This is a genomic window from Streptacidiphilus jeojiense (assembly GCF_000719095.1).
GTDB lineage: Bacteria > Actinomycetota > Actinomycetes > Streptomycetales > Streptomycetaceae > Streptacidiphilus > Streptacidiphilus jeojiensis.
In genome coordinates, this window is the sequence record NZ_JOEH01000005.1 from 174828 (window position 1) to 198543 (window position 23716).

A 23716-nucleotide genomic window follows, 5' to 3' on the forward strand; every position below is an offset into this window, starting at 1 on the left:
CGAGGAGCCGCCTCCCGGCACACCACCCCCACCCCTCAGTCGTTGACCTCCGACCGTCCTTTGCGCCAGTAGCCCATGAAGGTCACCGCCTTGCGCGGGTAGCCGCAGTCGTTGACCAGGTAGCGGCGCAGGGTGCGGACCTGGGAGGCCTCGCCGGCGATCCAGGCGTAGCGGGATGACGGGGCGTCGGCCCGGCGTGCGTCGTCCGCTCCGACGGCCTTGGCCAGACCGGTTCCCCCGTCCACCCAGTGGATCCGCACGGCTGCGGCCGTCGTCAGCGGCTGACGGTGCGCCGGGTCCGTGATCCGGATGAACACCCTGGTGGGGAAGGACTCCGGCAGGGTCTCCAGGATGGCGGCGATGGCCGGGAGCGCTGCCTCGTCGCCGGCGATCAGGACCTCGTCGGCCTCCGGCGGAAGGTGGAACTCGACGCCGCCCGCGCCGGAGACGGTGGGGCCGAAGACGGCGATGCGGTCTCCGGCACCGGTGGCGCGGGCCCAGCGCGAGGCGGGGCCCTCGGCCGGACCGGAGTGCAGGGCCAGGTCGACGTCGACCTCGGCCGCCTCGGGCCGCTGGGCGCGGACCGTGTAGGTGCGCATGACCGGACGCCAGATCTCCGGCATCCGCTGCCAGCCCCGGTACCAGCCGCCCTCCACGTCGTCGTCCGGCAGCACCGGCTCGGTCTGCCCCTCCAGCGGGAGCAGCAGCTTGATGCGCTGGTCGCGGCCGCCGTTGACGAAGCCCTCCAGGTCCGCGCCGCCGAAGGTGACGCGGACCATGCCGGGGGTGAGCCACTCCTTGCGGACCACCTCGACGGAGAACAGGCGGAAGGGCTGGACCGCGGGTGCGGCCGGGACAGCGGGGGCCGAGTCGGGGGCGGTGCTTGCGGGCATGCGGACTCCAGGGGCCTGATCGAGAGCCGAAGTTCGATTAGGTTAGGCTGGCCTAACTATGTCATAGGTCAGCGAGGCACCCCGCAGCTGGCTGCGGCGCTCAAGGCCTGATCTGCGCTCCTGACTGGACCGGCTGCTCCGGTTCCGGCCTGAGCAGCCGGCCCAGGCGGGGTTCCACCAGCGGCCGGAGCAGCCGCCGCACCGGTGCTGTACAGAGCAGCAGCGCCAGCGCCACCGCCCCGGCCGTCAGCAACAGCCAGCCGCCGGGGTGGTGCAGGAAGGACCAGCGGTACCAGCCCTTCAGCAGCAGGGCGCGCTGCAGGAACGGGTGCAGCAGGAAGGCGTACATGGTCCCGGCACCGAGCCCGCTGAACCAGGTCGCACGGCGCGGCACCAGCGCCAGGAAGGCCGCTGTGAGCAGCAGCCCGAGCAGGAAGACCACCGAGGACTCGGCCAGCCACCGGGCGTACGAGACATGCAACGAGCCGCTGGAGCCGCTGCGGTAGAGCCAGTTCACATCGGTGCTCGGGGCAGCCGCCCAGGCGAGCGCGGCCACGGCGGCGAAGGCGGCCGCCGCGTACAGCCGGACGTGGCGCAGCGCGAGCAGCCGGTCCAGGTGCTCCCGGCGCAGGCAGAGACCGATCACAAAGTACGGCAGGAACTCCAGCGTCCTGGCCAGCGACAGCATCGGGCCGAAGGTGAAGGCGCCGCTGAGCAGGAACACCGCGAGCGCCACCGGCACCGGCCAGCGCACCAGCCGCCACAGCGGGGCGGTGATCCGCCAGAGGAACAGCGACATCAGGAACCACAGCACCCAGGTCGGGGTGAGCGGCGCCAGCGCGAGGCGGGTCCCCGCCAGCCATTGGACCCACAGGGTCAGCAGGGTGTTCCACAGCAGGAACGGTGCGAGGACGCCGGTGAGCAGTCGGCGGAGCTGGCGCGGCTCGCCCCGGAAGCTCTGCGAGAACCAGCCGGACACCAGCACGAAGACCGGCATGTGGAACAGGTAGACCAGCAGGTAGGCCGCGCGCAGCGGCCGCTCCCCCGGGAGGCCGACCAGCGGCTCCCAGGCGTGTCCGAGCACGACCAGGACGATCACCAGCAGCTTGGCGTTGTCGAAGAAGGGGTCGCGCGGGGGTGCTTCGACGGCGACGGGGGGAAGGGCGAGGAGCACCTGTGGATCGTACTTGGGTGCAGCGTGTGCCTGGTTTGTCGCGCAGTTCCCCGCGCCCCTGAGCATGTGCAACTGAGCCAGTTGCAGGCCCCTGGGGGCGCGGGGAACTGCGCGACAAACCATGCACATGCCGCACCAGAGAACCCGACCGCTCCCCCTACCCCGGTATCACCACGGCCGTACCCGACACCCGTACCCTGCGGTCCCCCTCGCGCAGCTCCACGCGGAGCACACCCGGTCGACCCAGGTCCTCCCCCTGGTGCAGCGTCAGCACCGTCCCGCCTCCCCCGCCAGCCAGCCCCAGCTCCCGCAGGTACGCGCCGAAGGCCGCCGCCGCGGCCCCGGTGGCCGGGTCCTCGACGATCCCGCCGACCGGGAACGGGTCGCGGACGTGGAAGGTGGCGGCGTCCTCGCGCCACACCAGCTGCAGCGTGACCAGCTCGCGGGCCTCCATGTAGGCCGCCAGCCCCTCGAAGTCGTACGCCAGCTCCGCGAGGCGCCCGCGGGTGGCCGCGGCCAGCACCAGGTGCCGGGCGCCCGCGTAGGCGATGCGGGGCGGCAGGGCCGGGTCGAGGTCGTCCCCGCTCCAGCGGAGCAACCGCAGCGCCTCGGCCACGTCCTCCTCGGACACCGGGTCGACCCGGGGTTCCACACTGGTCAGGGTCGCCCGCAGGGCACCGTCCGACTCGGCCTCGACGTCCACCGGGACCTCACCCGCCCGGGTGCGGAAGAGCAGCGCCCCGGGACCGGTCCGCTCGGCCAGGGCGACCGCGGTGGCGATGGTGGCGTGGCCGCAGAAGGGGACCTCGACCTTGGGGCTGAAGTAGCGGACGTCGTAGTCGCGCCCGCCCGCCGCGCCGTTCCGGCCCTGGGTGAGGAACGCCGTCTCCGCGTAGCCGAGTTCGGCCGCCACGGCGAGCATGGCCGCGTCGTCCAGTCCGGTCGCGTCGAGGACGACGCCGGCGGGGTTGCCGCCCTCGGGGTCGGTGGTGAAGGCCGCATAGCGAAGGATGTCCATGACCCAGTGAACTCGGACCGCGGCCCGATGATTCCGGTGCCGTCCACGCCAAGTCGCTGCAAAGTCCACCCCACCCTTCCGCAAGATTCAGAAAGAATTTTCTCCGAGGCCTTGACGCACCTCCGCCACCGCGAGCATGGTCATGACGAAGCACTGGGCGCCCCCACCCTCAGCCCGTGCGACCTTCACCCCACCCGGAGCCACCATGCGTACGCGCACGCGCCTTCGCGCCATGCTCGCCTCAGGAGCCCTGCTCACCACCGGAATCGTCCCGCTCACCCTGGCCGCCACCGCCGGGACCGCGCACGCGGCCATGAACAGCGGCGATGTGATCGCCAACCTCTTCATGTGGAACTGGACTTCGGTCGCCAACGAGTGCACCACGGTGCTGGGGCCCTCCGGCTACGGCGGCGTCCAGGTCGCCCCGCCGGAGGACTCCACCACCGCCTCGGGCCACCCCTGGTGGGAGATCTACCAGCCGGTGGACTACAACCTCACCAGCCGGATGGGCAACGAGGCGCAGTTCGCCGCCATGGTCTCCAGCTGCCGCGCGGCCGGGGTGAAGGTCTACGTCGACGCCGTCATCAACCACATGACCGGCCAGGGCAGTTCGTCCTACGGCGGGGTCACCGGCTACACCAAGTACGACTACCCGGGGCTGTACTCCAGCGCCGACTTCCACAACTACCCCGCGGACTGCCCCGAGTCGGACGACCAGATCCACAACTGGAACGACTACACCGAGGTCACCCACTGCGAACTGTCGGACCTCTCCGACCTGCGCACCGAGTCGGACTACGTCCGCACCGAGATCGCCGGGTACCTCAACAAGCTGATCGGGTACGGCGTCTCGGGCTTCCGGGTGGACGCGGCCAAGCACATCGGCGAGACCGACCTGGCCGCCATCGAGGGCAAGCTGAACAAGACCGCCGACGGCACCGCCCCGTACGTCGCCCAGGAGGTCATCCCCGGCGGCACCGGGCAGTTGGCCCCCGCCTCCTTCGAGGTCACCGGCAGCCTGCTCGGCTTCGACTACGCCGACGACCTCACCCAGCAGTTCAACGGCAGCATCGCCAACCTGAAGACCTTCGGCAGCAGTTGGGGCCTGCTGCCGAGCAGTGACGAACTGGTCTTCGTCGAGAACCACGACACCGAGCGCAACGGCTCCACGCTCAGCTACAAGTCCGGGGCGGTGAACAACCTCGCCACCGAGTTCGAACTCGCCTGGGGCTACGGCACCCCGGAGGTGTACTCCGGCTTCGACTTCACCAACTCCGACGACTCGCCCCCGGCCACCAGCAGCGGCATGGTCACCGACACCACCTGCGGCAGCGGCTGGGAGTGCACCGACCGGGTCACCGGGGTGAACCACATGGTGGCCTGGCACAACCACACGGCCGGCCAGTCGGTCGCCAACTGGTACGACGACGGCTCCAACCTGATCGCCTTCAGCCGGGGCAGCGCGGGCTGGATCGCGGTCAACAACGAGAGCTCGGCGCAGACCAGGACCTTCGCCACCGGGATGGCCGCGGGCACCTACTGCGACATCATCCACGGCGCGGTCAGCGGCGGCGCCTGCACCGGGACCACGGTCACCGTGGACGGCAGCGGCAACGCCAGCGTGACCGTGCCGGCCAAGGACTCGGTCGCCTTCGACAGCACCGACCTGGTGTCGGCCGCGACCACGGTCAGCGAGACCTTCAGCGAGAACGCCACCACCGTGCTCGGCCAGAACATCTACGTGGTCGGCTCCATCGCCGACCTCGGCGACTGGAACACCGACAGCGCGGTGCTGCTCTCCTCGGCGACCTACCCGGTCTGGACCGGAACGCTCAACCTCCCCGCGAACACCTACGTCGAGTACAAGTACATCAAGAAGGACGGCAGCGGAAACGTCACCTGGGAGAGCGGCGCCAACCGCACCACCACCACTCCGGCCTCGGGCAGCGCCACCCTGAACGACACCTGGAAGTAGGCAGGACCCGGGACGGTCGGAGGCACGGCGCTCGTACTCCGAGCCGCTATGCTTCCGACCTTCCGACCCGGGGAGACCACATGGCCAGCAGCTCCGACGAGTCCGTGCGTGAGCGCACCGACCGCTTCCACACCGCCCGCGCCGCGCAGGGCGGGAGGGACAGCCTCGCCACGCGGCTGCACGCGGAGGCGTTCGGGGCGGAGTACCCCGCAGAGGTCGATCCGGCGAGCTCCTGCACCTGGGGGGTGCTCGGCGCGATGGTGCGCGGACTGCGGCTGCGGCCCGGGCAGACCCTGGTCGACCTGGGCTGCGGCAACGGCGGGACCGGGCTGTGGCTGGCCCGCGCACTGAACGCGCGGCTGGTCGGGGTGGACATCTCGCCGGTGGCCGTCGGGATCGCCGGCGAACGGGCGGCGGCCTTCGTCCCCGAGGGCCGGGCCGAGTTCCGCACCGGCACCTTCCTGCGGACCGGGCTGCCGGACGCCTGCGCGGACGGCGCGGTCAGCATGGACGCGCTGCCGTTCACCGAGGACCGGACCGCGGCGCTGCGGGAGCTGCACCGGATCCTGCGGCCGGGCGCCCGGGCCGTCTTCACCGGCAACCTGCTGCTGCCCGGGCACCCGCAGCACCGTCCGGACCGCCCCCGCTGGAGCGACCACGCCGCCGAGGCCGGCCTGGAGTGGGAGTCGGCCGAGGAACGGCCCGAGGAACCCGCGCTCTGGGTGCGGCTCTACGACCTGTGGGAGCAGCACCAGGACGAGCTGCGCGCCGAGGTCGGCGACGCGGCCACCGAGGCGATGCTGGAGGAGGCGCGCATCGTCCGCCCGTTGATGGACCGGCGGACGCCGCTGGTGATCACGCTGCGACGGCCGGTCGACAGCTGATCGACTGCCGATCGACGCTGGTCCCGGCCGGGCAGGTTACTTCCTGCCGCCACCGAGGAGCAGCTTCCAGGGTGCCAGCGCGGACTCGATCTGGACGCCGAGGCTCATCTTGGAGGCGCCCTTGACCCGCTCCTCGAACCGGATCGGGACCTCACGGATGGTCAGACCGCGCTTGACGGTCCGGTAGTTCATCTCCACCTGGAAGGAGTACCCGTTGCTGTTGACGGACGGCAGGTCGATCGCCCGCAGCGTCTCCGCCTTCCATGCCTTGAAGCCGGCGGTGGCGTCCTTCACGTGGAGCCGCAGCAGCGCGTTGACGTAGAAGTTCGCCCAGGCGGAGAGGGCCTTGCGGTGCCAGGGCCACTCCGCCGCGGTGGACCCGCCGGGGACGTAGCGGGATCCCAGCACGACGGCCGCGTCGGTGCCGGTCAGGGTCTCGATCATGACCGGCAGCACCGAGGCCGGGTGGGACAGGTCGGCGTCCATCTGCACGACGATGTCCGCGCCCTCGTCCAGCGCCCGGGTCATGCCCGCGATGTAGGCGCGGCCGAGGCCGTCCTTCTCGGTGCGGTGCAGCACGCCGATCCGCTCCGGGTTGTCGGCGGCCAGCTTGTCAGCGACCTCGCCGGTGCCGTCGGGCGAGTTGTCGTCCACCACCAGGATGTGCAGGTTCTCCAGCGGGAGCTCCTGCAGCAGCCCGACCAGGACGGGCAGGTTCTCGCGCTCGTTGTACGTGGGCACGACGACGACGGCCTTGGGAGAAGCCTCAAGCATGTTCATTCCCCTGTAGGTCCACGGCTGTCGCGCGGGGACCGCGGTTGTGCGGTACTGGATCACTCTCAGTTCGGGCTCGCAGTGTAGCGGCGCGCGGTAAGGGTCGCGCCACTCGACGGTCGCACGCCGGGGACGAACGGTCACCCAGCGCGACATTCCGGACTGCATCGGACCCGGTCGGCCGGTCGGTCAGTCGGTCGGCCGGTCAGCCCCCGAAGGCGTTGGGGCTGTCCCTGCGGTCCCGGCCCAGCAGCCGGGCGGCGGTGTAGACGAGCGCGGCGAAGGCCGCGTCGGAGAGCAGCATGAGTCCGATCGCGTAGGAGCCGGTGCTGCCGTAGACCGAGCCCATGACCAGCGGCGGGAAGTAGCCGCCGAGCCCGCCGGCCGCGCCGACCAGGCCGGTCACGGTGCCGACCTTCTCCTTCGGGGTCACGATGGCGACCAGCGCGAACACCGCGCCGCAGGCCAACCCCACGCTGGCGGCCATGACCAGGAAGGCGATGGTCGACCAGGGGTTCAGACCGGGCTGGAACGCCTGCCAGACGGCCATCACCCCCAGCGTCGCGAACGAGGCGACCAGCACCTTGGCCGGCCCGATCCGGTCCGACAGGGTTCCGCCCAGCGGCCGGAACAGCACCGCGACCAGGGTGAAGCCGGCCGCCCTGGTGGAGGCACCGTCCTGGCTGAGGTGGTAGGCCTCCTTCAGATAGGTGGGCAGGTAGACGCCCATGGCCACGAAGGCTCCGAAGGCGACCGCGTAGAGCAGTGACATGGGCAGCGTCGCCGGGTGCCGCAGCGCGTCGTGGAAACGCTTGCCGAACAGGTGCTCGGGGATGCTGCGCCCCGGGGCGTCCCTGGCCACCAGCACCGCGACCAGCCCGTACACCGCCAGCACCGCGGCGACCAGGTAGAACATGGTGTTGGTGTTGTCGTACCAGCGCAGGAAGCGGGCGGTGAAGAAGGCCGCGATGGCGGTGCCGCCGGTGCCGATGCCGAAGACGCCGATCGCCATGCCGCGGCGCTCCGGCGGGAACCAGGCGTTGACGTAGGGCACGCCGGCGGCGAAGAAGCTGCCGCCGATGCCCAGGAACAGGCCGACGACGACCAGCAGCCAGTAGCTGTGCACCACGCTCAGCGCCAGCACCGGCAGGATGGTGGCGAAGCTGAGCAGCGGGACCATCAGCCGGGCGCCGTACTTGTCGGTCAGCGCGCCGACCGGGATCCGGCCCAGCGAGCCGACCAGCACCGGGACGGCCACCAGGAAGGACTGCTGGAAGGAGCTGAGGCCGAGCTGCTGCTTGTAGGTCGGTCCGAGCGGGCTGATCAGGCCCCAGGCCCAGAAGTTGACGGCGATGCCCACGGTGGCGAGGGCCAGGTTGGTCCAGGCGGCAGCCGGTACGCCGGGTGCGGCGGGTGCTCCGGGCTTGGTGGGGGCTCCGGCCTTGGTGTCCGTCATCGTTCCGTTCCTCGTCGAAGAAGAAGAAGTCGTGCGTCGGGCGCGGTCCTGGGCTCAGCGGTCGCGCGGCCCGAGCCACCAGGCGCCCAGGGCGATCACAAAGGACAGCGCCTCGAAGCCGGTGCACCACCAGGCGGTCCCGGTGCGCCCCTGCATCCAGGCGTCGACGCCGACGTTCAGCGCCCACAGCTGCCCGGCGACCACGCTCAGCACGATCACCAGCCGGGCGCTGAGCACCGCGGAGCGCTCCGGCTCCTGCTCGGTGCCGGCACCGGGACCGGGGCCGCTGTGCACCACCCGCGGGTCGGCGTAACCGCTGGTCGGGCGGATCTGCGGATAGCGTTCCGGGACCGGTCGGTTCAGCCTGGGCTCGTCGCTGCCCGGCCGACTCCAATGTGGGGGTTCGGCGGAGGGAAAGGTCATGGCCGCTCAGTTCCCTCCGCCGGACGGGCAGCTGGGCACGGTGGTGCCGGGGCGGATCGCGCCGAGCTGCCGGCAGGCCGCATGGCGCACGCTCTCGTCGGAGAAGGCCGTACCGACGGCCCAGACGCTGCCGTCCGCGCGCTCCACCATCAGCACCTTGGGCAGTCCGCGCGGCGGCGGGCCGCCGGTGACCGCGCCGGTGCGGATGTCGAAGGAGCCCTCGTGGCAGGGGCAGTAGAGCTCGCCCTCCTCGCCGCGGTGCTCCTTCCAGAGCACCCCGCAGGCGAGGTGGGTGCAGACGGTGGAGTAGCCCACCACGGTGTCGTCGGCCAGCTTCACCGCCATCGCCCGGTCGTGCTCGCCCGGGTAGTTGAAGAGCACCGCCTGGCCCCGGGCCAGCCGGTCGGCCACCCGCAGCTCGGGGACCTCGGCCGCCTCGGCGTCGCCGTGCCGGTGCAGCACCCCGGCGGAGACCGCGACGCTGCCGACCAGCAGCCCGCCGGAGACGGTGGTCATCACCCGCAGATAGTCGCGGCGCGAGGTGAGCGAGTCGGCGCTGATCCGGTCCCGCAGCGCCTCCTCGGGGTCGGTCGTCCCGGTCACGGCTGTCCTCCGGCGTTGCTGACGTCACGTCCGTCGACCTGCACCAGCGGCAGCGTGGGCAGGCCGCCGGGCACCGGCTGCCTGGTCCGGTCCGCCGGGACCACCATCGCCACACCCGTGGTGATCTGCACGTCCCCGAACTCGAACCAGTTGGAGACGTCCACCCCGGGCCGCTCCGCCTGGAGCTCCTCCAGGGTTCCGTAGAACAGGGCGCCGGTCGGGCAGACCGTCGCGCACATCGGGGCCAGGCCGATCGAGGTGCGGTCGTAGCAGAGGTTGCACTTCAGCTGCAGCTTGGCCGCGAGGTCGATCTTGGGGATGCCGAACGGGCAGGCGTTGACGCAGTTGCTGCAGCCGATGCAGCGGGTCGGGTCGGCCTCCTGGACCACCCCGTCCGGGGTGATCAGGATGGCCTCGGCCGGGCAGACCTCGGCGCAGGGCGCGACCGGGTCCTCGCAGTGCATGCAGACGCTGGGGAGCGAGGCGACCGAGCTGCCCTCGTCCGGGTAGTCCAGGTGGATCATGGACTTGCCCCGGTGCGAGTCGCACTCGCGGCAGCCGGACACGCAGGCCTGGCAGCCGATGCAGCGACCGGGGTCGATGAAGAGCGTGCGTCCCATCATGGCGTCTCCCTCACCCTCGCCTCGCCGGTGCCGCGGCCCTGCGGGGAGCTGGGCGGCAGCGGGTCGTCCCGGGAGGCCTGGGCCTCCGGATAGGCCGAGCGGCCCGGCGGCATCGGCGGGGCCGGGACCGGGCTCACCTCGGGCGCCGGGTCGATCCGGCAGGCGCAGACCTTGTACTCGGGGATCTTGGAGCGCGGGTCCAGCGCGTCGATGGTCAGCGCGTTGGCGCTGGTCGGGAACGGCCAGTGGTACGGGACGAAGGCGTGGTCGGGCCGGATCGCCTCGGTCACCAGCGCCGGGAACACCTCGCTGCCGCGCCGGGTGGTGACCCGGACCGGGTCGCCGTTGCGGTAGCCGTGGCTGGGGTGCAGCTCCACCCAGGGCCGCGGGGTCTGCTCCACCAGGGCTCCCAGCCGCCGGGTCTGATTGCCCGACAGGAAGTGGGCGACGGTGCGTCCGGTGGTGAGCCGCAGCGGGTACTGCTCGTCGTAGGGGTCGGCCGGCGGGTGCCACTCCACGGTCTGCAGATGGACCTTGCGGTCCGGGTGGTAGGTCAGCCCGCCCTCGAACAGCCGGGGGGTGCCGGGGTGGTCCAGGTCCGGGCAGGGCCAGGCGATGCCGCCGGTCTGCTCCAGCCGCTCGTAGGTGATGCCGAAGTAGTCGTTGACCGAGCCGGACGAGGCGGCCCGCAGCTCGTCGAAGACCTCGCGGGAGCCGGGGAAGTCGAACTTGTCGCCGACGCCGAGGCGCCGGGCCAGCTCGCACATCACCCAGGTGTCGGTGCGCACCCCCGGCGGCGGGTCCTGGGCCTTGTTGTGCTTGACCACCCTGGCCTCGGCGTTGGCCATCACGCCCTCGTCCTCGGCCCAGGTGGTGACCGGGAAGACCACATGGGCGTTGGCCGCGGTCTCGGAGAGGAAGAAGTCGAACTGGGCGTGGAAGTCCAGGGTGTCGTAGCCGTCCTTGACCACGGCGTAGTTGGGCAGCGAGACGAAGGGGTTGTTGCAGATCCCGATCAGTCCGCGGATCTCCTGCCGCTGCATCTGCCAGACCATCTCCATCATCGAGGTCCCGGCCTGCGGCAGCTCGGCCTCCTCGATGCCCCAGAACTCGCTGATCCAGCGGCGGGCCCCGGGGTCGTTGATGGACCGTCCGCCGGGCAGCAGGTCCGACTTCTGGCCGTGCTCGCGGCCGCCCTGGCCGTTGCCCTGGCCGGTGATGGTGCCGTAGCCGGCGCCGGGCTTGCCCAGGTTGCCGGTGGCGGTGCACAGGTTGATGACGGTGAGGCAGTTTTCCACGCCCTGGGTGTGGTGCTCGATCCCGCGGGCGTGCCAGGCCATGGCCTTCCTGGCGCTGCCGAACATCCGGGCCACCTGCTCGACCTGCACGTCCGGGATGCCGCAGATCTCGGCGGCGCGCTGCGGCGGGTAGGCCGCGACGGTGGCCTTGAGCTCCTCCCAGCCGGTGGTGTGCTCGGCCAGGAACGCCTCGTCGGTCAGGCCCTCGCGGATGACGACGTGCAGCACGGAGTTGAAGAAGGCGGCGTCGGTGCCCGACCGCAGTGCGACGTGGATGTCGGCGGTCCGGGCGACCGCGGTCTCGCGCGGGTCGACCACGATCAGCCTGGCGCCCCGGTCCCTGGCCCCCCACAGGTACTGGGTCATCACCGGGAAGCACTCGCCGACGTTGGACCCGGCGATCAGCAGGCAGTCGGTCTGCAGGATGTCGGCGAACGGGTTGGCGGCCCGGTCGATGCCGAAGGCCAGCTTGTTGGCACCGGCGGCGCTGACCATGCAGAGCCGTCCGTTGTAGTCCACATGACGGGTCTTCAGCGCGACCCGGGCGAACTTGCCGACCAGGTAGGTCTTCTCGGAGAACAGGCTGGCCCCGCCGAGCAGCCCGAAGGCGTCGTTGCCGTGCTCGGCCTGGATCCGGCGGACCTCGGCGACGGTGAAGTCCAGCGCCTCCTCCCAGGAGGCCTCCCGGAAGGGCTCGTCCCGGCTGCGCCGCAGCAGCGGGGCGGTGAGCCGGTCCGGGTGGTTGACCTGCTGGTAGGCGTTGAGGCCCTTGGGGCAGAGCCGGCTGCGGTTGATGTCGTGGTTGCGCGGCTCGACCCCGAAGACCTTGCCGTGCTCGTCCACCCGCAGGTACATCCCGCACTGCACCCCGCAGAAGCAGCAGTGGGTGGGTACCAGCGTCTGCTTGACCTGGTTGGCGTGCCACTGGTCGGCCGGGATGCCGCCGGCGTCGCGGAAGTTGCGGGCCCCGGGCGGGGCCACCGAGGGGTCGAGGGTGACCGGCACCGGCCCGATCGGACGGCTCATCTGACACCTCTCATCTAAAACCCCGCTTCACGTGCTGCAGATAGGCGCCGCCGCGCAGGACGCGCTTGCAGCGCGGGCAGTACTCGGCCCACTGGTCGAAACCGAGCTTCAGATCGCGCATGGTGCCGCGCAGGTTCTCGACGTACGGGGCGGTGTCGATCGGCTCGCCGCAGCGGCTACAGGCGAACAACTCCTCGCCCTGGGCCCTGGACCGGTGCTTGAACAGCTGCATGCCGACCGCGGCGGGGCGCTGGACGATGTGGAAGAACTTGCCGAAGGGCAGGTAGACCAGGGTGAACACGACCGAGACCATGTGGATCACGGCGAGGAACTCGTAGCCGCCGCCGTGCAGGCAGATCTCCGAGAAGGTGAGCAGCAGCCCGGTGACGGCGATGGTGAGCAGCGCCAGCAGCGGCAGGAAGTCGTAGCCGAAGCGCTGCCCGGTGGTCGCGGCCCGGTCCCTGGTGCGCCGCCACAGGAAGTAGCCGACCCCGCCGATGACCAGCACCGCTGCCAGGTCCAGCCCGTGGTACATGGCCCAGCCGAAGGGGCTGCTGGAGGAGAAGCCCAGCACCTTGAAGCCCCAGACCCGCATCTCGTAGCCGGGGCCGGCCGCGCTGGAGGCGGTGAAGGTGAACCAGCCCCAGGTCAGCGGGAAGGTGATGGCCACCGCCAGCAGGCAGCCCCAGAACATCGCCTGGTGGGCGATCCAGCGGGCGTGCGACCGGGCGCCCAGGAAGCGCTGGAAGCCCAGGTAGGTGGCGGCCATCTTCGGCAGCGAGCCGGGGGCCCGGCGGAAGTTCTCCCAGGAGAACGCGGTCCGCAGCCCCTGCCGGAACAGCCGCCAGGCGGCCGGCGTGGAGATCCACATCAGATAGCGGTAGGTGACGCCGAAGGCCAGGAAGACGGTGGCCACGGTGTAGGGGATCAGCGCCGAGTCGAAGTCCCGCAGACCCCGGCTGCCCAGCACGATCGCCAGCACCAGCAGCAGCGACACCGCGGCGGCGAGCAGCACCGCCCGCGAGCGGGTGCGCCGGGCCGCTGCCCGGGCCGCCGTCTCCGCCGCCGTATCGGTTCCCCGGTCCGCACCGGAGGCCGGTTCGGTATCGACATCAACTGTCACAAATGCACACTAATGCCCCGTCAGTCCGCCTTCCCTGCACGCCACAGCCGATTGGGCCGGACGGGCGCAGGGCGCGGGCTGAACGGGGCGGTGCCCAGGACTCCGGCTCAGACCCGGACCGCGCCCAGGCTGGCGGAGGACCGCGGCGCGGCAGGCAGCCGGGCCGCCCGGGCGCCGAGGCCGACGGTGCGGGTGACCAGCATGACCACCGCCATCACGATGAGCGCGTCGGTGATGGCCGCACCGGTGACCTGGTGGGCGATGCACCAGCTGGTCAGCTGGGCCGAGAACCAGTGTCCGGAGCCGTAGGAGAAGGCCGCCCTGGCGCCGATGACCACGATCCACAGCAGCGCGTAGGGCCTTCCGGCCGCGCTGACCGGTCGGCCGGTCTCCGGGCTGCGGTAGACGTTCATCAGCGCGACCGCGGCCAGGCCGCCGAGCAGGCCGGCGGCGACCCCGGCCAGTTCCACGGCCAGCCCGGTGCCCTGGGTCACCGGCCGCTCGATGAACAGCGGGATCACGGCGGCCGCGATCAGCACGGGGCGCAGGATCCGCATCGGACCGATCTTGCGGCTGCCACCGAGGTCGCTGTGGAGCACCGCCACCAGTACGGCGGCATTGACGATCATTGCCTGGGTGAGTTCGGACATGACTGCGGGCTCCCTCTGAGAGGTCTGCGGGGTGATGTGCTCCACTCTCCGCGTCCGGGCCCCGGGGCGGATCGGAGCCCGGGTTGAGCCTCGGGATGACCTTGCGGTGGCCCGCGGTACCAGGTCAGTGGCGGTTCGCTGCACCCTGGGATCAACCCCTGCGGTGACGCCGTGGTACCGCGGGACTGCCTAGCCTGGGGGCACCGGTCCCGCGACCGGGGCGCCCGCCCACCGGCCCACCGGCCCACCGATCTGGAGAGAACGTGAGAGCTTCGCCGAGGTTCCCGCCGCGGCGGGGCGACACCCCGAGCCTGCTGCGCCTGGGCGCCTTCCTGGTCCGCGTCATCGGCCTGGCGGTCGTGGGCGTGCTGCTCTTCCACACGCCGTCGGTCACCCCGCACACCCGGGTGATGCAGATCTGCGTCTACGCCGTCCTCGGCCTGGCGGTCGCCGGGTGGAGCCTGCTCGATCTGCTTCCGGCCCTGCAGCCGCACCGGCTCCGGCTACTGGGGCCGGTGCTCGGGGTGGTCGTCGCCGCGGGCGGGCTGGGCTGCGCGCTCCCCGACGGCGACGGCCTGGTGGCCTTCGCGGTGGTGGGGTCGATGGTGGCCGGCAGCGAGCTGGAACTGCTCCCCGCCTGCGCCGTCAGCGGCACCGGCATCCTGGCCATCATGATCGGCGCGATCGCCTTCGGCGACAGCGTCGGCACTCTGCTGGGCTACCCGCTGCTGCTGCTCGTCGGGCTGCTGCTGGGACGCACCCGGCGCGGCTACCAGGTGCAGGCGGAGCAGTCCGCCGCGCTGCTGGCGCAGTACGAGCAGCTCCAGGTCCAGCAGCGGCGGACCGAGGTGCTGGACGAGCGGGCCAGGATCGCCCGCGAGATCCACGACGTCCTGGCCCACTCGCTGGGCGCGCTGGGCATCCAGGTGCAGGTCGCCCGAGCAGTCCTGACCGACAGTCAGGACATCGACAAGGCGGTGGACCTGCTGGGCGCGGCCCAGCGGATGGTCTCCGAGGGCCTGGCCGAGACTCGGCGCGCGGTGCACGCCCTGCGCAGCGACCAGCTTCCGCTCGACCAGGAGATCGCCCGGGCGGCCGACGTCCACACCCGCCGGCACGGCACCGCCGTCACCGTCGACATCGAGGGGACCCCCCGGCCGCTGCCGCCGGACGCCACCCTGGCGCTGCTGCGCATCGTCCAGGAGGCCCTGGTCAACGCCGCCAAGCACGCCCCCGGCGAGCCGGTGCGGCTGAGCCTGCGGTGCACCGAGGCGCTCACCGTCGTCACCGTCAGCAACCCGGTTGCCGGAGGCGCCGGCAGCGGCGACCTCCGCCGGGGTGACGCCGGCGGGGGCAGTATCAGCGGCGGCTACGGACTGATCGGGATGCGCGAACGGCTGCGCCTGCTGGACGGCACGCTCACCGCGGGCCCGGACCCGGCGGACCGCACCTGGACGGTCACCGCGCAGCTGCCCCACCCCGACGGGAATCCGGCGCCGCAACCCGGGACACTGATCCCATGACCGGTGCCCCCTCCCCCCTGCGCGTCGTCGTCGCCGACGACCAGGCCAGCGTCCGCGAGGGCCTGGTGCTGCTGCTCGGCGCCCTGCCCGACATCGAGGTCGTCGCCTCCGCCGCCGACGGCGCCCAGGCCCTGGAACTGGTCGCCGAGCACCGGCCCGACGCCATCCTGCTGGACCTGCGGATGCCCGTCCTGGACGGCATCGAGGCCACCCGCCGGCTCACCGCGGAGCACCCGTCCGTCGCCGTGGTCGTGCTGACCACCTACGCCGACGACGGCTCGGTGCTGGACGCGCTGCGGGCGGGCGCGCGCAGCTACCTCACCAAGGACGCCGACCGCACCGACATCGCCCGCGCCCTGCACGCCGCGGCCGGGGGCCTGTCGGTCATGGACCCGCGGGTCCAGGCCGCCCTGCTCGCCGCCGCCTCGGCGCCCGCGGCCCCGCCGGCCGGCGGGGCAGGCCCGTCAGCCGACGCCGCCCACCCGGGCACCCTCCCGTCGCACACCGCGCTGCCGGACGGGCTGACCCAGCGTGAGGCGGAGATCCTCACCCTGATCGCCCGGGGGCTGAACAACCCGGAGATCGCCGCCGCCCTGGTCCTCAGCGGCCACACCGTCAAGACCCACATCAACCGGATCTTCGCCAAGACCGGCTCCCGCGACCGCACCGCCGCCGTCGCCTACGCCCGGCGCCACCAGCTCGACTGACCAGACTGGTCAGGCCGGTCGAGCCGGTCACGCTGGTCAGGCCGGTCAGGCTGTGTAGAGTCCCGGGCATGAACGCGCCCGCCATCGTCCGTGACCTCTTCATCGCCCTGCAGAAGGAACTCGGGGAGGAGGACGACGGAGTCGCGTTCGACAACGGACCGGGCCCGCTGGACCGGATCGACGTGCTGGTGCACCGCGCGACGGACCCCTCGGGCGTCACGGTCCTCACCACCGTCGGCATGTGCGTCGAACCGATGCCGGCGCCGGAGGGACGGCCCGCCGGGGAGCGGGCCGAGCTGCGGCTGCGCCGCCGGGGCCCGGTGGGTCCCGAGGAGGAGGGCCGCCTGGCGATCCAGCTGGCCAACCTCGCGGCCCACCCCTGGACCTTCGGACGTCCGCTCGGCTGGGGCGAGATCGTGACCTTCGGCGCCGACATCCCGACCTTCCCGGGCCACCGCCACGCCTTCCTGGCCGGCCCGTGGACCTCCGACCAGGCCGGCTTCCTGGAGGCCGGCACCGCCGCGGTCCGGATCGTCAACGTCGTCCCGATCAGCGCGGCCGAACGGGCCGAGGCGCTGACCAAGGCGCCGGAGGCGTTCTTCAGCGACCTGCTGGACCGCAGGGACGTCCTGGCGCCGTCGGCCGCCGCGGTGGCGGCCGACGGCGACGGCGGTCAGTCGAAGTAGCCGTTCAGGTCGGCGACGACCTGGACGCTGCCGGTGCTGTTGTGGAAGACCACCTTCCCGTCCACCACCGGGACCAGCACCTGGTTGGCGATGGTCTGGCCGGTGACGAAGTTCAGGTTGGAGGCCGTCGGCAGCTGCTGCCCGTCCGGATAGACGGTCAGGTAGCCGCCGGTGGTGGAGCCGACCGCGGTCACATTGAGCACCACCGCGGTCACCCCACTGGCCGGCACCCCGTTCGCCCCGGTGACCTGCAGCGTCACCGTGCCGCCGGGACCGACGGCGCCGGCCTTCGCGCCGGTGCCGTTACGGGTGTCCAGCAGCCGCACCGGTCCTGCGGGTGAGAACAACGATCCGGTGCCGGAGAAGTAGCCGGTGACGTCGGCGACCAGGTCCACCTGGCCGAAGGCGTTGTACAGGTCCACCTTCCCGTCCACCACCGGGACCACGGCCAGGTTGGCCAGGGTCTGCCCGGTGACGAAGTTCAGGCTGGACGCCGTCGGCAACTGCTGGCCGTCCGGATACGCCGTCACATACCCACCGGTGGTCGAACCCACGGCGGTCACGTTCATCACCACCGCGGTCACCCCGGTCGCCGGCACCCCGTGCACACCCGCGACCTGCAGCACCACCTTCCCGCCGGCACCCACCCGTGCCTTCGCCGCACCCGTCCCCGACCGGGTGTCCAGGAACCGCGTCGGCGCGATCGCAGTCAGGGCGGAACCCGTGCCTGACGCCGTGTAGTACCCGGTGACGTCGGCGACCAGGTTCACCTGGCCGAAGGCGTTGTAGAGGTCCACCTTCCCGTCGAAGACCGGCACCGTCACCAGGTTGGCCAGGGTCTGGCCGGTGACGAAGTTCAGGCTGGACGCCGTCGGCATCTGCTGCCCGTCCGGATACGCCGTCACATACCCGCCGGTGGTCGAGCCCACCGCGGTCACGTTCATCACCACCGCGGTCACCCCGGTCGCCGGCACCCCGTGCACACCCGCGACCTGCAGCACCACCTTCCCGCCGGCACCCACCCGCGCCTTCGCGCCACCCGTCCCCGACCGGGTGTCCAGGAACCGCGTCGGCGCGATCGGGACCAACCGGCTCGGCGGGACCGCAATGGCGCTCACGACCGGCGCGCTCACCGTGTGCGCGTCGTAACCGACGCCGGTGGCCCCGGAGAAGGCGAGCAGCGCGGTGGAGCTGAGCGTCGGGGTGGCGTCCACCACCTGCACGCCGTCCACCGACACGTACACATGGCCGCCGGCCACCCGGACGTCGACCTGGTGGGTGCCCTGCCGCAGCGAGGTCCTGAGCTTGGCGGAGGCCAGGTAGGAGATGGTCGACGAGCCTGCGGTGCTGTATCCGACGCCGACGAAGTTCGACGAGCCGATCTTGCTGTTGTAGCCGGTGCTGAGTGCCACCACCACGCCCGGCTGCCCGCCGATGCCCAGGCCCGCGCTGCCGGCGCCCACGGACTTGGTGGTGGTCCTGGACGGGTCGAGCAGCGACAGGGTCATGCCGTCGCCGCCGGTGCCGGGGCCCAGCTTGGCGGTGAAGGTGGCCCGCAGCCCCTCGGTGAGCAGCGGCGTGTCGAAGACGGCCGAGCCGGCCGAGCCGGCGACCGCCTGGTTGAGCTGGATGCTGCCGTCGCCGGGCAGCACCGCGGTGCCGTTGGCGGTCCAGGTGCCGGACTGGGCCGAGGTGGTGACGGCGGTACCGGTGCCGGTGGCGGTGAACTGCACGTACATGGCGCCCTGCGCGGTCCCGTCGGCGTTCACCCCGTCCCCGGTGACCTCGTAGGCGCCGGTCAGCGCCCCGGCGGTGCGCGGGGTGAGGGTCACGCTCTGCACCGCGGTCTGGTCCGGGCCGATGACCAGCCCTTCGGAGAGCGGTACCGGGCTGGTGAAGTCACCGTCGGGCGCCTTGGCCTTGGTGAGGGTCACCGGGATGTTGCCGGTGTTGGTGATGGTGAAGGAGAGCGTCTTGGAGCTGCCGACCGGCACCGGCCCAAAGGCCACCGTGGGAGCCGAGAACACCAGATGGCCCTGCCCGACGACGGCGGTGCCGGTGACCGGGACGCTGAGCGAGTGGTTGCTGCCGTCGCTGCTGCTGGCGACGGTGAGGGCGGAGCTGTCGGCCTGGTTACCGGCCGGGGTGTAGGTCACCGAGGCCACGAAGGAGTTGCCGGGGGCCACCACGGTTCCCGCGGCCGGCAGTCCGGAGGCGGTGAACGGACCGCTGGGGGCGGTGATCGTACCGAGCGTCTCCGGGTCGGTCCCGGTGTTGGTGATCTGCAGGTTCATGGTCGAGGTGGTACCGGTGGGCACCGTCCCGAAGGCCATCGTGGTCGGCGCGGCGCCCAGTCCGGGCCTGGTGCCCACCCCGTGCAGCGCGAAGACCAGTTTCTCGCCGTCCGAGAGGGCGACCGTCAGCGTCCCGTTGACGCCGCCGGTGGTGGTCGGCGAGAAGCTGACCGGCACGTCCAGGGTGGCGCCGGTGGCCAGCGAGCGGGGCAGCGTCGGCGCGGTCACGGCGAACGAGGCGGACGCGGTCAGGCCGGTCACCGTGACGTTCTGAGTGGCCGTCAGCTCCATCGTGCCGCTGCCGCTGGCGCCCACGGCGACCTGGCCCAGGTCGACCGCGCTCGCGGTGACCGCGGTGCGGGCCGGGCTGCCGAAGCCGTAGAGCAGGCCGTCCCTGGTGCCGACGTACACCCTGCCGCCGCTGGCGGTGGGGGTGCTGAACTTGGTCGCGGTGCCGATCGGCGCGGACCAGAGCAGCGGCAGCAGGCCGTTGCCGTCCGGGGTCGGGCTGTAGGCGCGCAGGGTGCCGCCGGCGCCGGTGGCACCGGTCGCGGAGACCATCCAGACCAGGGCGCTGGACGAGTCGGTCCCGTTGGAGGTGACCACCGGGGACCCGCTGGTGTAGCCGAACACGTCCTGGCTCTGCCCGGTGAGGGTCAGCGCCGGGTCGCCCAGCCCGTTGACGCCGTACTTGAGCGCGCGCAGCGGACCGTTGTTGCCGACCAGGTAGACGTAGCCGCCGTCGCCGCCCCAGAACGCGGGATGGCCCCACTGTCCCTGGTAGGGACCGGTCACACCGACCACCGCGTCGCCGCCCCCGGGGGCCTGTCCCATGCCGCCGAGGTTGTCCCGGTCCAGCAGGAACACCCGGCCGTCCTTGCCCTGTTCCACCATCAGATGCGGGTGGGCCGTGGTGCCGAAGCCGTCGGGCAGGGCCAGCGGGGCGCCGGAGGAGATGTCCTGGTCGTTCACGTCCAGGGTGGCGGCGTTGCTGGGACTGAAGTAGTCCGCGGTGCTCAGCGACCCGTCAGCGTTGACCTGGAGCCGCACCACCGACTCGGCCAGGTTGCCGGTCCCGTCCGAACTGGCGCCGGGGGCGGGGCTGATGCCGTTCCCGGTGCTGAAGAAGATCCGCCCGGAGCCGTCGGACACCAGACCGCCGCCGGACTGCCAGACGCCGGCACCCCAGGCGCCGGTGCCGGTCTCCGTGGTCCACATCGAGGTGATGCTGTGCGTCGTGGTGCTCACGCCGACGACGTAGCCGCGGTACGGCTTGGCGTCGCAGTGCGCGCCGAAGCCCGCGTAGACGACACCGTCGAGCAGCAGCAGACCCGGGCGCTGCTGCTCGTAGAACGCGTCGAAGGTGGCGGTGGGGTCGTTGCCGGGGCTGCCGCTGATGGTCACCGGCCAGCCGCTCCGCTCGGCGCCGGAGGCCGGGTCCACGGCGTGCATCAGCCACTGCGGATGGCGGTGGGTGGTGGTGCCGTCGTCGACCTTGGTGGTGAAGTACAGCGTGTTGCTGGAGGCGTCGTAGACGGGCGTCGCGGTCGCGCCGACATTGGGCGTCAGATCGCTGCACGCGATCGCCGAGGCGGGCCAGGACGGACCGAAGTTCTTGCTCCAGATGATCGAGCCGGTGGCGGAGTCGAGACCGTAGGCGGTGTTGTTCTCGGTGACCGCGATCACCTCGTTGCCGACCACCAGCGGCTGGGCGTAGACCTGCCCGTCCAGCTGGGTGGCGAAGAGCTTCCCGAACGCGGAGGACTGCACGACGGCCGGGGACAGCGACGTCTCGGTCCGGTCCCAGTTGGTCCGCAGGTTGTCGACGCCCTGGGTGCCCTGGTCGGCCCGTGCGGGTGGCGCGACCACCCCTACCAGGGTGCCGATCAGGGCAGCGGTGACCACGGAGGAGAGCACCGCTCCGACACCGGTACGGCCCCGCCGCGCCCGGGTCAGCGCCCGGGTACTGGTCCCGGTCCTGGTCCGGTACCGACCTCTGAGCGCGGATATGAACTGACCGGGCAAGCCGGACCCCTCCCCCACAGCGCCTCCGGCATCTCGCAGGCGCGTTCCATTCTGAGCACGCTGTTCTTACCACGCCCCCACATTCACCTGCGTCACTCGGATCCGGGTTGTTATCAAACCGGACCACCGGGATCTCCGTGGCCAGAGGCCTGCGCCATTTCCTTACGGAGTTCGGACACCCAGGTGGATTGTCCTTTTTATTGGCATTCGACATGCCCGAACCCGCTTAGGGTGATGATCGGAACCACAGCTGATCGAGCCATCAATTCGACTGCGGAACGGTCGAGTTGAGGGTCTCTCCGGCATGCCGCCGGCAACCGCTCCCGACCATCCTCCAAGGAGTCCGACGTGTCCTCCACCCGCCCCGTCCGCCGCCGTTCGGCCCGCGCCCTCGCCATCGCCTCGGCGGTCCTGGCATCGACGGCGCTGCTGACCGCCCCCGCGCTGGCCGCCGCCGGCCCGCACCCGCTGTACGGCCGCGGTGCCGACGCGCCGGCCGTGTTCGTGCAGAGCGACGACCCGGCCGGCAACACCGTCGTCGCCTACCACCGCAACGCCGACGGCACGCTCACCCAGGCCGGCGTCCACCCCACCGGCGGCCTCGGCGGCGTTCTGGCCGGATCGGCCGTGGACCACCTGGCGTCCGAGGGTTCGCTGGTCCTCGACGCCCGGCACCACCTGCTCTACGCCGTCAACGCGGGCAGCGACACCGTCACCGTCTTCGCCGTGTCCGGGGACCGGCTGCAGCGGCTCCAGGTGATCTCCTCCGGAGGGGCGTTCCCGGTCGGCATCGCCGCCCACGGCGATCAGGTCTACGTCCTCAACGCCCTGGACGGCGGTTCGGTGCAGGGCTACGTCCGGGTCGGCGACCGGCTGGTGCTGATCCCGTCCTGGCACCGCGCGCTGGGCCTGGACCCCACCGCCACACCGCAGTTCACCCACACCCCCGGGCAGATCGGCTTCAGCCCCGACGGCGGCGAACTGATCGTCACCACCAAGGCGGCGGCCAACAGCATCGACGTCTTCCCGCTCACCGACGGAGGCGCGCCCGCCACCCGACCCACCGTCACCGCGACACCAGGCGCCGTGCCCTTCGGGTTCGCCTTCGACCCCTCCGGGCGGCTCCAGGTCACCGAGGCCGGCCCGAACGCCGTCGCCACCTTCGCCCTGGGCCGGCACGGCACGCTGACCCCGGTGTCGCAGACGGCCACCGGCCAGGCGGCGACCTGCTGGATCACCGCCACCGGCACCCGCCTCTACGCCTCCAACGCGGGCAGCGGCAGCCTCTCCGGCTTCGACACCGCAGGTCACAGCGGTCTGACCGCACTCGGCAACACCGCCACCGCCGCCGGCACGGTGGACGCCGCCGCGAGCGCGGACGGCCGCTACCTCTACGTCCAGACCGGGGCTCTGGGCACCGTGGACGAGTTCCGCGTCGGCCCCGGCGGCGACCTCGCCCCGATCGGGTCGGTCACCGTCCCGGGCGCGGTCGGCGGCGAGGGCATCGCCGCGGGCTAGCGGCTCCCGGCCGGGGGGAGGTCCGGCGGCGGGCTCCGCCGGGCGGAGGCCGCCAGCCGGTCGGCGAGTGCGGCGACGAGGCCGCGGAGCTCGGCCGGTCCCTCGATCGCGAACGGGAGATCGAGGGAGGCGAACAACGGCGGCAGCCAGTCGAGCCGTTCTGCCTGCAGCCGGACCGTCAGCCACTGCTCGGGCTCCACACCGGCGCGGGTCCCGGTCGGTGGCCCGGCGACGACCGCAATGCTTGCGACGCTCGCCGGCAGCCGGGCGCGGACCTGCTCGACCGTCCCCTGGATCCGCAGCGTCACCTCGTGCCGGTAGCCGGCCTCGGCGAACCCGGAGAGGACCCGCTCCGCCGGATCGACCCCCGCCGGCGGCTCGAAGGTGCCGGGCAAGGTTCTCGCATCCGCGATGCGGTCCACGCGGAACGTCCGGTCCTCGCCGATGCCGGGGTCCACCCCCGTCACGTACCACCGTCCTGAGTGAACGACCAGCCCGTAGGGGTGCAGCGTGCGGACACTGCGCCGGCCGTCGCCGGCGGTGTAGCTGATCGAGACGGGACGGCGATGGCGCACCGCGTCGGCGACCGCCAGCAGGACCCCGCTCCGCGGTGCCACTCCCAGGTCGTCGGGCGCGGCGGTGAAGGAGAGGGAGCCGAGCACGGCGTCCAGCCTGCGGGCGAGACGCTCGGGCAGCACCCGGCGGATCTTGGCCGTCGCCGTCTCGTTGGCGGTGTCGTTCGCGGCGTCGCCGGTCGTCGTCAGTCCGGCCCGGCGACCCGCGATCAGGCCGAGCAGCACGGCCAGCGCCTCATCGTCGCCGAGCATCAGCGGGGGCAGCCGGTGGCCGGCGACCAGCCGGTACCCGCCGTAGCGGCCGCGCACCGACTCGACCGGCACGTCCAGGTCGATCAGGTGCTCCACATAGCGCCGCACGGTGCGTTCGTCGACGCCGAGCCGGTCGGCGAGTTCGGCCACCGTCCGGGTGCCGCCGGACTGCAGCAGCTCCAGCAGCGTGAGCACGCGAACGGTGGGTCGGGTCAT

At 72.1% G+C, this 23716-nt stretch carries 19 protein-coding genes; 6 read left to right on the forward strand and 13 right to left on the reverse strand.

The genetic code is table 11. The annotated features are described in order from the left end of the window. Positions 1 to 35: 35 nt before the first annotated feature. From IF29_RS0108415 to IF29_RS0108425, 3 genes are all read right to left on the reverse strand, one after another. Positions 36 to 893 (reverse strand): siderophore-interacting protein, encoded by an 858-nt coding sequence (locus IF29_RS0108415; protein ID WP_051725052.1) that lies wholly within the window; start codon positions 891 to 893, stop codon positions 36 to 38. A 100-nt stretch (positions 894 to 993) separates the two neighbouring features. Then, entirely contained in the window at positions 994 to 2067 is a 1074-nt protein-coding gene (locus IF29_RS0108420) for an acyltransferase family protein (RefSeq protein WP_051725053.1), read from the reverse strand. A 157-nt stretch (positions 2068 to 2224) separates the two neighbouring features. After that, positions 2225 to 3085, reverse strand: coding sequence for a PhzF family phenazine biosynthesis protein (locus IF29_RS0108425; protein WP_030251809.1), 861 nt, complete (start codon positions 3083 to 3085; stop codon positions 2225 to 2227). A gap of 205 nt (positions 3086 to 3290) precedes the next feature. Here IF29_RS0108425 and IF29_RS0108430 point away from each other — a divergent pair, with 205 nt between their 5' ends. Together IF29_RS0108430 and IF29_RS0108435 are read left to right on the forward strand one after the other, a co-directional pair. Next, entirely contained in the window at positions 3291 to 5060 is a 1770-nt protein-coding gene (locus tag IF29_RS0108430; protein WP_030251811.1) for a carbohydrate-binding module family 20 domain-containing protein, read from the forward strand. 80 nt (positions 5061 to 5140) lie between these two features. Next, positions 5141 to 5944, forward strand: coding sequence for a class I SAM-dependent methyltransferase (locus IF29_RS0108435; RefSeq protein ID WP_030251813.1), 804 nt, complete (start codon positions 5141 to 5143; stop codon positions 5942 to 5944). Between the two features lie 36 nt (positions 5945 to 5980). Here IF29_RS0108435 and IF29_RS0108440 read toward each other — a convergent pair whose 3' ends face one another. The 8 genes from IF29_RS0108440 to IF29_RS43325 all read right to left on the reverse strand — a co-directional run bounded on the left by IF29_RS0108440 (position 5981) and on the right by IF29_RS43325 (position 13920). After that, complete coding sequence (locus tag IF29_RS0108440; RefSeq protein ID WP_030251815.1) at positions 5981 to 6718, reverse strand: polyprenol monophosphomannose synthase; 738 nt, start codon at positions 6716 to 6718, stop codon at positions 5981 to 5983. A 205-nt stretch (positions 6719 to 6923) separates the two neighbouring features. After that, complete coding sequence (locus IF29_RS0108445) at positions 6924 to 8174, reverse strand: MFS transporter (protein WP_030251817.1); 1251 nt, start codon at positions 8172 to 8174, stop codon at positions 6924 to 6926. A 54-nt stretch (positions 8175 to 8228) separates the two neighbouring features. Then, a complete protein-coding gene (locus IF29_RS0108450; protein WP_030251820.1) occupies positions 8229 to 8597 on the reverse strand; it encodes a hypothetical protein in 369 nt (122 codons plus the stop codon). 6 nt (positions 8598 to 8603) lie between these two features. Continuing rightward, positions 8604 to 9200: a QcrA and Rieske domain-containing protein gene (locus tag IF29_RS0108455; RefSeq protein ID WP_051725055.1), complete on the reverse strand. Its 597-nt coding sequence runs from the start codon at positions 9198 to 9200 to the stop codon at positions 8604 to 8606. Further along, positions 9197 to 9823, reverse strand: a complete 627-nt coding sequence (locus IF29_RS0108460) for a 4Fe-4S dicluster domain-containing protein (RefSeq protein ID WP_030251824.1) — start codon at positions 9821 to 9823, stop codon at positions 9197 to 9199. Before IF29_RS0108460 ends, IF29_RS0108455 begins: the two co-directional genes overlap by 4 nt. Beyond that, a complete protein-coding gene (locus IF29_RS0108465; RefSeq protein WP_030251826.1) occupies positions 9820 to 12147 on the reverse strand; it encodes a molybdopterin oxidoreductase family protein in 2328 nt (775 codons plus the stop codon). The genes IF29_RS0108460 and IF29_RS0108465 overlap by 4 nt, the downstream gene beginning before the upstream one ends. 10 nt (positions 12148 to 12157) lie before the next feature. Next, entirely contained in the window at positions 12158 to 13162 is a 1005-nt protein-coding gene (locus tag IF29_RS0108470) for an MFS transporter (protein WP_232242069.1), read from the reverse strand. Between the two features lie 215 nt (positions 13163 to 13377). Continuing rightward, complete coding sequence (locus IF29_RS43325) at positions 13378 to 13920, reverse strand: hypothetical protein (protein WP_051725056.1); 543 nt, start codon at positions 13918 to 13920, stop codon at positions 13378 to 13380. A gap of 263 nt (positions 13921 to 14183) precedes the next feature. Here IF29_RS43325 and IF29_RS0108480 point away from each other — a divergent pair, with 263 nt between their 5' ends. The 3 genes from IF29_RS0108480 to IF29_RS0108490 all read left to right on the forward strand — a co-directional run bounded on the left by IF29_RS0108480 (position 14184) and on the right by IF29_RS0108490 (position 16836). Beyond that, complete coding sequence (locus tag IF29_RS0108480) at positions 14184 to 15443, forward strand: sensor histidine kinase (protein ID WP_051725057.1); 1260 nt, start codon at positions 14184 to 14186, stop codon at positions 15441 to 15443. After that, on the forward strand, positions 15440 to 16150 hold the full coding sequence (locus IF29_RS0108485) for a response regulator transcription factor (protein ID WP_030251836.1): 711 nt from the start codon (positions 15440 to 15442) through the stop codon (positions 16148 to 16150). The genes IF29_RS0108480 and IF29_RS0108485 overlap by 4 nt, the downstream gene beginning before the upstream one ends. 68 nt (positions 16151 to 16218) lie before the next feature. Further along, entirely contained in the window at positions 16219 to 16836 is a 618-nt protein-coding gene (locus IF29_RS0108490) for a suppressor of fused domain protein (RefSeq protein WP_030251838.1), read from the forward strand. Here the strand turns inward: IF29_RS0108490 and IF29_RS0108495 are convergent. Next, on the reverse strand, positions 16824 to 21155 hold the full coding sequence (locus IF29_RS0108495) for an Ig-like domain-containing protein (RefSeq protein WP_232242065.1): 4332 nt from the start codon (positions 21153 to 21155) through the stop codon (positions 16824 to 16826). The two genes, IF29_RS0108490 and IF29_RS0108495, sit on opposite strands and share 13 nt — an antisense overlap. A 348-nt stretch (positions 21156 to 21503) precedes the next feature. Here IF29_RS0108495 and IF29_RS0108500 point away from each other — a divergent pair, with 348 nt between their 5' ends. After that, positions 21504 to 22673 (forward strand): lactonase family protein, encoded by a 1170-nt coding sequence (locus tag IF29_RS0108500; RefSeq protein WP_030251841.1) that lies wholly within the window; start codon positions 21504 to 21506, stop codon positions 22671 to 22673. On the opposite strand, the gene IF29_RS0108505 is transcribed toward IF29_RS0108500, so the two are convergent. After that, positions 22670 to 23716, reverse strand: coding sequence for a helix-turn-helix transcriptional regulator (locus tag IF29_RS0108505; protein WP_030251844.1), 1047 nt, complete (start codon positions 23714 to 23716; stop codon positions 22670 to 22672). The genes IF29_RS0108500 and IF29_RS0108505 overlap by 4 nt on opposite strands.